Consider the following 8,813-nt stretch of genomic DNA (forward strand, 5'->3'; position numbering starts at 1 on the left):
AAGTTGGTCTATTGTGACACCGCCACAACTAGCCACAAAATATGCCCCTGTCCACAAAATTCTCTTATCTTGACCATATATCTCTTTCAAGTGGTCTGAAAAGTTATCCCACATCAGCTGGCAAGAAGTTGATTTTAAGTTAGCGATTAGACTACTTAACAGCTTATGGGGTGGGTAAGTCAGAAGGATATGGATATGGTCTGATTCTCCGTTAATCTCTATTATCTTCGCCTCCCATTTCTCAGCTATGTTTTGAAAAACTATTCTCAAAAACTCTAGATGCTCCTTCTCAAAAACCTTTCTACGATAATTAGTTTTCTCTTGACACTTTTTACAATGGATTACTATACTCATAATATAACACATTGAGAGGTCGAATCGATGCGAGTCATAGAGTTTAATTTAAAAGTCAATCCTTCCCAAAAGATAGCCATTCAAGAGGCTATCAGGGTGGGACAGTTTATTCGGAACAAATGTCTAAGATTTTGGATGGACTCTACCAAAGAAGATCAGGTTAACTATGGTACTTTGTGTAGGCTAACTACCGAATTATCTAATAGTCCTGAATTTCCTTTTGTCGGTAAACTCAACTCTATGGCTCCTCAAGCAAGTGCCGAAAGAGCTTGGTTTTCTATATCCCGTTTCTACGACAATTGTCAAAGGGGTTTGGCAAAAAAAGGCTATCCCAAATTCAAAAAGTTTTCAAGGTCTGTCGAGTACAAAACTTCTGGTTGGAAACTAACAGAAGACAAAAAGTTTATCCACATCACGGATAAAACAGGGATAGGAAAATTAAAGTTAATCGGCACTTTTAACCGTGAGATTCTCGATAAATCTACTATCAAAAGAGTCAGGCTTATTAAACGAGCCGATGGCTTTTATTGTCAATTTGTCTTAGACATTGAGAGAGTATAAACCTTTGACTCTACAGGAAAAGAAGTAGGGATTGATTTAGGTTTAAACCATTTCTTAACTGACTCTCATGGGGATAAAATTGATAACCCACGGTTTCTTCGTAAGTCGGAAAAAAGACTAAAAAAGGCTCAACGTAAACTCTCAAAAAAGAAAAAGGGAAGCCAAAAAAGGTTAAAGCAGAAATCTAAAGTAGCTCGCCTTCATCTAAAAGTTTCTAGACAGCGTAAAGATTTTGCCGTCAAGACAGCAAAAGCGTTAATCCAATCTAACGATTTGGTAGTCTATGAGGACTTGAAAGTATCTAATATGGTGAAAAATCCTAAGCTTGCTAAATCTATTCAAGATGCGAGTTGGTCAATGTTCACCGATTGGTTAGACTACTTTGGGAAAATACACGGGAAGTTTGTGATAGCGGTGAACCCACAATATACTAGCCAACAATGTTCTAGTTGTGGCAATATTGTCAAGAAAACATTATCTGTAAGAACTCATGTTTGTTCTTGTGGGTGTGTCTTGGATAGAGACGAAAACGCCGCTATAAACATTCTCGCACGGGCAAATACTGTCGGGCGGACAGAAATTCAAGCCCTCGGACAGACTACCCACTGTCTATTAGGTGAAAGCTTAGTAGATAAGGTAACTGGATGAACAGGGAATCCCGAAGCGCTTGAGTGCGATGGGAGCGTCAATTTAGGTATCCCGTCGAGTATTTTCGCTAGACTGGAAAATAATGCACCTCGGCTAGACAAAATCCTATGGTAAAGCTGCTCGAAAATCCTCTCCGAGTGGGATTGCGACAAGAAAGAACCCCAGAACCCCTAATTTTAGTCATTTTTGGGGCATCGGGAGACTTAACCCAAAGAAAACTGGTTCCTGCCCTCTATCAACTGAAACGGGAAAGACGACTGCCGGCCGAATTAACCATCGTCGGTACAGCGCGCCGAGAGTGGAGTCATGATTATTTTCGCCAACAGATGCGCCAAGGCATCGAAGAATTTTCCGACGGGATTGGTAGTGAGGACTATTGGCAAGACTTCGCCCAAGGGTTGTACTATTTCCCCGGCAACATGGACGATCCGGAAAGTTACGCCAAAATGAAAGTCTTTCTGGAAGAACTAGACGGAATCCGGGGAACTCGCGGCAATCGAGTCTTTTATCTAGCGGTTTCTCCTAATTTCTTCCCTCCCGGTCTTAAAAACCTCGGCGCGGCCGGAATGCTGAAAGACCCAATTAAACACCGGTTAGTGATCGAAAAACCCTTTGGCAAAGATCTCAGTTCTGCCCAAGTTCTCAATCGAGTCGTACAAGAGGTTTGTCAGGAGAACCAAGTTTATCGCATTGACCACTATTTAGGCAAGGAAACCGTCCAAAACTTATTGGTGTTCCGATTTGCTAACGCCATCTTTGAACCCCTCTGGAATCGTCAATTTATCGATCACGTCCAGATTACCGTGGCCGAAACCGTGGGAGTGGAGGATCGGGCCGGATATTACGAAAAATCGGGAGCTTTGCGGGATATGGTGCAAAATCACCTGATGCAGTTATTCTGCTTGACGGCGATGGAAGCACCCAACGCTATTAACGCCGATAGTATCCGCGGCGAAAAAGTCAAAGTCCTGCAAGCGACTCACCTGGCCGATATTAATAACCTGGAAAAATCCGCCATCCGCGGCCAGTATAAAGCCGGTTGGATGAAAGGAAAACCCATTCCGGGCTATCGGGAAGAACCGGGGGTTAATCCGGAATCGACCACTCCCACCTATGTGGCCATGAAATTAATCGTAGATAACTGGCGTTGGCAAGGTGTCCCCTTCTATCTGCGTACTGGTAAACGTCTGCCGAAAAAAGTTTCCGAGATTGCCATCCAATTCCGCAATGTGCCGTTATTAATCTTCCAATCAGCAGCCCAACAAACTAATGCAAATGTACTGAGTCTGCGAATTCAGCCTAACGAAGGTATTGCCCTGCGTTTTGAGGCAAAAATGCCGGGGTCGGAATTACGCACGCGCACGGTAGAAATGGACTTTAGTTATGGTTCCTCCTTCGGTGTTGCCAGCGCTGATGCCTATAATCGGCTACTTTTAGACGCTATGCTAGGAGATCAAACCCTATTTACCCGTTCTGACGAGGTAGAAGAAGCATGGCGCATCGTTACTCCTGCTCTCGCCGCTTGGGACGCTCCCGCCGATCCCGCCTCCGTACCCCAATACGAAGCGGGTACCTGGGAACCCACAGAAGCGGAATTTCTCCTTAACCGTGATGGCCGTCGTTGGCGACGACTCTAATACAGTGAACAGTAATCAGTAGTCAGTGAGCAGTAAACAGTGAGCAGTAATCAGTAAACTAAAAACTCACATCTGATAACTGATAACTCACCTCTGATAACTGGTAACTGAATCACTGATAACTGATAAGTGGGTGGGTGAAATTAAATATAAGATGAACGTAGGTTGGGTTGAAGCATGAAACCCAACGCCCGCATGGGTTACGCTACCGCTAACCCATCCTACAAATAATTGTGCCTCCCTACTTAACTGGTAACTGATAACTGATAACTGATAACTGATAACTGACATGACCACCCAAAGCCCCCCCATTGTCTCCCTGCAAGCACCGAAAGATGTTTCCATCGATGTGATCGAGCAGGAACTGCGCGATATCTGGCAATCCTATAATGATAATGAGGATGGTATGGCCGCCACCCGGGCCACCACCTTTAGCTTTATTGTCTATGAACCCGATGCGGTACAGGAATTGTTAACCCTTCTCGGCTATTACACTGGCCCGATTGATGGTATTGCCGGTCCCCGGACTCACGCCGCGATCAAAGTCGCCCAGAAGGACCTAGAACTAGAAGTAACCGGGCTTTCTAGCGATGAATTTGTCGCTCGGTTAAGGGCGGCCTGGGAAGCGGAAAAAAACGCCGAGGATGGGGCTAATCATCGTCAATACGCCGCCGATTTGGATGCGATTGGGGTGGCAGATGCGATCGCTGCCTCCAATCCCTGTCGCATTATTACCCTCTGTCCCACCGCCGAGGCCGATGAAGGGGTAAAAGCCTCTGTTTCTGCCTATTGTCCCGTTAACAAACGTAGTCAGAACACTTTAGTTTGCTGTGAATACGTTACTTTAAGCGGTACGGCAGAAGCTTTGGAACGAATTGGCGGCATTATTTCCGAGTTAACTATTCCCAGTTTGCCAAAATTTCTCTGGTGGAAAGCCAGTCCCGATGCGGAATATGGACTATTTAAGCGTCTGGCCAGTCAATGTGATACGATTATCGTCGATTCCAGCACTTTTCGGGAACCGGAAACGGAACTGCTGCAAGTGGGGGATTTATTAGCAACAGATGTACCATTAGCTGACCTGAACTGGAGTCGTCTCGCTCCTTGGCAAGAACTAACCGCCGAGGCTTTTGATCCACCGGAGCGCCGGGATGCTATTCTGGAAGTCGATCGCATCACTATTGATTACGAAAAGGGCAATCCTTGCCAAGCTTTTATGTTCCTCGGTTGGATGGCCAGCCGGTTACAATGGCGACCGGTGGGATATAGTCACCGGTCGGGAGATTACGCTATTCATCGGATTAGCTTCCTCGGTCAGGACCAGCGTTTAATTGAGGCGGAATTAGCCGGTGTTCCCGTGGCCGATTGGGGTGAGGTACAAGGGGATCTGATTAGTATTAAACTCAGTTCTACTAATCTTCAGGCCGATTGTTGTACGGTAATTTGTTCGGGAACTACCGGCTGTATGCGGATGGAAGCTTCGGGAGGGGCCCAATCTTGCCGCATTGAACAAGTGTCCCATCTGGAAGACCAAAAAACAGAAACTCTTCTAGGTAAACAGTTACAGCGTTGGGGCCAAGATGTGCTTTATCAAGAAAGCATGAAAGTCACCGGCGCTATCCTCAAATTATCCCAACCGGATTGACAAATTAGCAACAATAATCCCACCCACTTTGGAGAGACCTTGTTAACAAGGTCTCTCGATATTTATACTAAATTCAGTTATTAAAAACTGATTATTTATTTCCCCTTTTGCATGAGTGCATGAGTAGAAAACGGGTTTCTCCGAGAAACCCGTTTTCTGTGCGTTACTCAACGAATTTAGCATTATACAGCAGTCAGCACCTGATTAAAACCGATAATTTTAGCTTTTCGGAAAACAGGTTATCATAAAAACAGAGCTTTGCTTTCAAGGGGGCAATATGGTCGCAACCACTGAGAAACGCTACACAGTCGCAGAATACTTTCAACTAGAGGAAACTGCCACCGACAGACACGAGTATCGAGATGGAGAAATTATTATTATGACTGGGGGAACTCCTAACCATAATCGCATTGCGGGAAATTTTTATAGAAGATTTCCCTTAACTATCCAGAATCAAGCCTATGATATATTTATCACCGATCTACGCTTGGCAATACCCGCCTATAATGTGTACACCTATCCCGATCTTATGATCGTTAAGGGAGAACCAATTCTTGAAAGAGGACGCACCGATACGATTACCAATCCACAGGTGATTATCGAGGTTTTATCAAAATCTACTCAAGACTATAATCGGGGTGATAAGTTTAAATTTTATCGCTCTCTTAATAGTTTTGAAGAATATATTTTAATCGACCAATATGGTTATTATATAGAACAGTTTCATAAAAGAGGCGATCATTGGGCATTCCGGGATTATCACGATCAAGAAGCGATTTTAACTTTGTTTTCTCTAGATTTTCAAATATCCCTGACAGATTTATATCAGCGGGTGGATTTTACCGCAATTGAAGTATCCTAGTGGCTCAACTATTTTTGCCGCAAAAGTCTTTGTATGATTAACTCCCAATCCAACTTGAAAAACCCACTCCCTAATTCATAAAAAAAGGTGGGGCAACACCCACCTTGTTTAAACCCAAATTTTCGATAATTAGGCCTCATCGAGAGCGGCAATACCGGGTAAAACCTTACCTTCGAGTAATTCCAAACTAGCGCCACCACCAGTGGAAATATGGCTCATTTTTTCCGCCACTCCCACTTTTTCCACCGCCGCTACCGAGTCACCACCACCGATAATGGTAGTTGTACCAGTAGCGGTTAAATCGGCTAAAGTGTGAGCGATCGCATCTGTACCCGCCGCAAATTTATCGAACTCGAACACCCCCATCGGGCCATTCCAGAGGACAGATTTACAGTTAGATAAAGCTTCTTGGAAAACTTTAACTGATTCAGGTCCAATATCCAATCCCATCCAACCATCGGGAATATTTTCGACCTTGACGATTTGGGACTCGGCATCTTTATCGAATTTATCCGCTAACACCACATCGGTAGGAAGGAGGAATTCCACCCCTTTTTCTTTAGCTTTCGCTTCCAGGGATTTAGCTAATTCCAGTTTGTCTTCTTCCACCAAAGACTTACCAACACTTAAACCGCGGGCCTTGTAGAAAGTAAAGATCATACCGCCACCGATGAGCAGTTTATCGCACTTTTCTAATAGAGTTTCGATCACGCCAATTTTACTAGAAACCTTAGAACCGCCGATAATCGCCGCTAGGGGACGTTGGGGAGTTTCAATAGCGGACTGTAGGTAGTTTAATTCTTTTTCAATTAAATAACCCGCCACCGAGGGGCTGAGATAGTGGGTAACGCCTTCCGTGGAAGCGTGGGCGCGGTGGGCGGTACCAAAAGCATCATTAACGTATAAATCGGCGTTAGCGGCTAATTTTTGGGCAAAATCGGGATCATTTGCCTCCTCTTCACCGTGGAAACGCAGATTTTCCAAAAGGGCCACTTGACCGTTAGACATTTGGCTAATCGCTGCCGTAACTCCCTCACCAATACAATCGGGACACATGATTACTTCTTGGCCCAATAATTCCGAGAGACGTTTAGCCACAGGGGTCAGACGCAAATTTTCTTTAACTTGACCGTCGGGACGACCCATGTGGCTGCATAAAATAACCTTAGCCCCTTTTTTGATTAAATCCTCAATGGTTGGTAGTGCCGCCCGAATGCGGGTATCATCGCTGATTTTCCCGGTGGCTTTGTCCATGGGAACGTTAAAATCGACCCGGACTAAGACCCGTTTGCCCGCTAAATCAGCTTCTGTTAAATTCGCTACTGTTTTTTTTGGCACAGCCCATAACCTCCTAGATTGCTTACCGTACAATAAAGATTAAATCAGGGTATCGCTACTTGCGGCAATTACTTTGACAAAGATTATTTCAGATTTGGGGATCAGTTTTGCAGTTCTAAGACTGATTTTCCCAGAAAAATTTGATTGGAGAGACTTGCTAATTATGTTTGAGACGATTTTATTTCCCATCGACCACAGCCGCGAAAGTCGTGACGCGACCAGTAGTGTGATCGAATTAGTCAAAATCTTTGACAGTCGTTTGGTCCTGTTGTCGGTGGTGGAAACGACACCCACCGGAGAAATTGCCCCCGACGATAAGATGAGTTCGATCGAAGCGGTGGATAGATTGTTACAATCGGCGCAAGCGATTTTCGCTCAAGCTGGCATCAAGGCGGAAATGATTGAAAGGGAGGGAATACCTTCTTTTGTCATCTGTGATGTGGCCGATGAAGTTAATGCCGACCTGATCGTTATGGGTTGTCGCGGTTTAGGATTAACCAGCGAAGGTGTGTCCGAAAGCGTCACCACCAAAGTTATTAACCTTGCCCCCTGTCCAGTGTTGATTATCCCCTAATCAGTGAGCAGTGATCAGTGATCAGCTTTTTTCTCCCCCATCTCCCCACTCCCCCCCGCAACGCGCACGAAGTGGTCTCCCCACTCCCCCACTCCCTTCTCCCGAGAGAAATGTAACGAATTGTGAGAGTTTCAGCCGTCAACCCTTGAAAACTCGATCGATGGGGTTGCTTGAAGTAATTCTTAGGCCTAAAGTGTAATCTTAAAGTTTTATGATCAATTTTCCCGTTGATCGGAAAAAGGAGAACTCAAACACAATGGCTGAAACTGGATACAAACAGGTGGTGACACCCTACAATGATGATCCGTTCATTGGTCATCTAGCTACCCCCATTTCCGCTTCTGGTTTTACCAAAGCTTTTATTGGTAACTTACCTGCCTATCGTCCCGGTCTAGCCCCGATTCTCCGCGGTCTAGAAGTGGGTATGGCCCACGGTTATTTCCTCGGTGGTCCCTGGGTTGTCCTGGGCCCCTTGAGAGACTCCGAATATGCCAATATCGGCGGCTTAATCCCCGCTTTAGCCATGGTTCTTTTGGCTACGGGTTGTTTAGCTAGTTATGGTCTTGTCTCCTTCCAAGGTAAGGCCGCTAGTGGTGATCCGCTGAAATCGGCGGAGGGTTGGAGTCAATTCGCTGCCGGTTTCTTTATTGGCGGTATGGGTGGCGCTTTTGTGGCCTATTTCCTCCTAGAAAATCTTGGTGTCGTTGATGGCATCATGCGCGGGGTTTTTAATCAATAATTAACCCTTTTTCTACCTGATTATCATTTCCTTATTTTTTTCCTAGGAGCGTTTGACATGACTGGTGACTACGCAGCTTCTTATCTGCCTTGGATTTTAATCCCGATCGTCTGTTGGTTAATGCCAGCCGTGGTTATGGGTTTGTTATTTATCTATATCGAGAGTGAATCCTAATTTAGCTCTAGGATTCCTACAATTAAGAGCTTGAAAATTAGCTATTTGATAGTTAGTTTTCAAGCTCTATTTTCTGAAGAAAAAGGAAGATGAAAATTGGTAAAACCCTACACCCCACACCCTGCATCCAGGCTGCATCCCACATTTGCAGAAATACCGACAATCAGCAATTATCAGTGACTCTGAAATGGGTACAAAAATATCTGGACTTCCCCCATACATAAATACTAGAAAATTAACAAAACCCTTACTGCAGGTCGCTTCTAAGAAAAAATTGAAAA

At 44.8% G+C, this 8,813-nt stretch carries 8 protein-coding genes and 1 pseudogene; 7 read left to right on the forward strand and 2 right to left on the reverse strand.

What is annotated here, in order from left to right; genetic code table 11:
• A partial coding sequence (tnpA, locus tag IM477_RS19945) for an IS200/IS605 family transposase (RefSeq protein ID WP_287733197.1) occupies nt 1-354 on the reverse strand: 354 nt, incomplete at its 3' end.
• 27 nt (nt 355-381) lie between these two features.
• Here tnpA and IM477_RS19950 point away from each other — a divergent pair.
• The 4 genes and pseudogenes from IM477_RS19950 (at nt 382) to IM477_RS19965 (ending at nt 5,707) form a co-directional block, all read left to right on the forward strand.
• Nucleotides 382-1,563, forward strand: a pseudogene (locus IM477_RS19950) (RNA-guided endonuclease InsQ/TnpB family protein).
• A 107-nt stretch (nt 1,564-1,670) separates the two neighbouring features.
• A complete protein-coding gene (gene zwf, locus IM477_RS19955) occupies nt 1,671-3,200 on the forward strand; it encodes a glucose-6-phosphate dehydrogenase (RefSeq protein ID WP_287733198.1) in 1,530 nt (509 codons plus the stop codon).
• Nucleotides 3,201-3,489: 289 nt separating this feature from the next.
• Complete coding sequence (gene opcA / locus IM477_RS19960) at nt 3,490-4,845, forward strand: glucose-6-phosphate dehydrogenase assembly protein OpcA (RefSeq protein ID WP_287733199.1); 1,356 nt, start codon at nt 3,490-3,492, stop codon at nt 4,843-4,845.
• Nucleotides 4,846-5,122: 277 nt separating this feature from the next.
• The gene (locus IM477_RS19965; protein WP_002776136.1) at nt 5,123-5,707 is read left to right on the forward strand and encodes a Uma2 family endonuclease; all 585 of its coding nucleotides are present in this window, start codon (nt 5,123-5,125) and stop codon (nt 5,705-5,707) included.
• Nucleotides 5,708-5,836: 129 nt separating this feature from the next.
• Here the strand turns inward: IM477_RS19965 and IM477_RS19970 are convergent, their stop codons facing one another.
• Nucleotides 5,837-7,045, reverse strand: coding sequence for a phosphoglycerate kinase (locus tag IM477_RS19970; protein ID WP_287733200.1), 1,209 nt, complete (start codon nt 7,043-7,045; stop codon nt 5,837-5,839).
• A gap of 163 nt (nt 7,046-7,208) precedes the next feature.
• Here IM477_RS19970 and IM477_RS19975 point away from each other — a divergent pair, with 163 nt between their 5' ends.
• The 3 genes from IM477_RS19975 (at nt 7,209) to IM477_RS19985 (ending at nt 8,532) form a co-directional block, all read left to right on the forward strand.
• Nucleotides 7,209-7,619, forward strand: coding sequence for a universal stress protein (locus IM477_RS19975; protein ID WP_045361308.1), 411 nt, complete (start codon nt 7,209-7,211; stop codon nt 7,617-7,619).
• Between the two features lie 256 nt (nt 7,620-7,875).
• Complete coding sequence (locus IM477_RS19980) at nt 7,876-8,358, forward strand: photosystem I reaction center protein subunit XI (RefSeq protein ID WP_004162779.1); 483 nt, start codon at nt 7,876-7,878, stop codon at nt 8,356-8,358.
• Nucleotides 8,359-8,415: 57 nt separating this feature from the next.
• Nucleotides 8,416-8,532, forward strand: coding sequence for a photosystem I reaction center subunit VIII (locus IM477_RS19985; RefSeq protein ID WP_004162778.1), 117 nt, complete (start codon nt 8,416-8,418; stop codon nt 8,530-8,532).
• Nucleotides 8,533-8,813 lie beyond the last annotated feature (281 nt).

It is taken from the genome of Microcystis sp. M090S1 (assembly GCF_020246295.1).
In the GTDB taxonomy this organism is placed as follows: domain Bacteria; phylum Cyanobacteriota; class Cyanobacteriia; order Cyanobacteriales; family Microcystaceae; genus Microcystis; species Microcystis aeruginosa.

Coding starts and splice junctions, on each gene's coding strand:
- zwf (WP_287733198.1), top strand. CDS start 1,671: ATGGTAAAGCTGCTCGAAAATCCTCTCCGAGTGGGATTGCGACAAGAA.
- opcA (WP_287733199.1), top strand. CDS start 3,490: ATGACCACCCAAAGCCCCCCCATTGTCTCCCTGCAAGCACCGAAAGAT.
- IM477_RS19985 (WP_004162778.1), top strand. CDS start 8,416: ATGACTGGTGACTACGCAGCTTCTTATCTGCCTTGGATTTTAATCCCG.
- IM477_RS19980 (WP_004162779.1), top strand. CDS start 7,876: ATGGCTGAAACTGGATACAAACAGGTGGTGACACCCTACAATGATGAT.
- IM477_RS19975 (WP_045361308.1), top strand. CDS start 7,209: ATGTTTGAGACGATTTTATTTCCCATCGACCACAGCCGCGAAAGTCGT.
- IM477_RS19965 (WP_002776136.1), top strand. CDS start 5,123: ATGGTCGCAACCACTGAGAAACGCTACACAGTCGCAGAATACTTTCAA.